Origin of the sequence: Lactococcus sp. (genome assembly GCF_036648155.1) — a bacterium.
GTDB lineage: Bacteria > Bacillota > Bacilli > Lactobacillales > Streptococcaceae > Lactococcus > Lactococcus cremoris.
Genome location: NZ_JAVXIY010000054.1, coordinates 1 through 507 on the forward strand (window position 1 = coordinate 1; position 507 = coordinate 507).

Here is a 507-nt window from a genome sequence, read left to right on the forward strand (position 1 = left end):
ACTTCTAACAATAATTTTCCTCCAGCTATTCCTTTTGTTCCTTCAAGCATAATATCTTTAAAATCATGAAAATCCCCTGCATCTAGTATCAATGTGTTTTCATCTTTTAGCTCTTTTATTTTTGTACTTATTTTAGAAAAATTTTCAAAGTTACTATGAATATCATTAGTATGTAATATTTTAAATCTCATGTGTTAACCTCCCATTTTTTAAAATTAGTAAATACAGTATATAAGTATTGCTTTAGTAGCCTAAGTTTACAAGTTCTCTAATACTAATCAGATATTCTCTACTAAATGATTATTTTCCTTTGCATAAATTTTATTTTATCTTTATTTTTCTTGAACCATAATTATTTTTACTTGCTCTAAATATTGAGATTACTTCATTTTTCATTTGGAGTTGTTTAATTTCCTTGCATAGCTTATTTAGCTCATTTTCTTCTTCACTTCGATTATCTTTGGCCTTGAACGAACCTGAATTGTTATAATCATTTACCCATTGTAT

1 protein-coding gene and 1 pseudogene are annotated in these 507 nt (G+C 25.8%); both read right to left on the reverse strand.

Annotated features, from left to right (window positions below; all coding sequences use genetic code 11):
- On the reverse strand, window positions 1-191 hold a 191-nt coding region (locus RSC39_RS12095; RefSeq protein WP_332537497.1), incomplete at its 3' end, for a metallophosphoesterase.
- Between the two features lie 130 nt (window positions 192-321).
- A pseudogene (locus tag RSC39_RS12100) lies at window positions 322-507 on the reverse strand (IS3 family transposase); the annotation flags it as partial.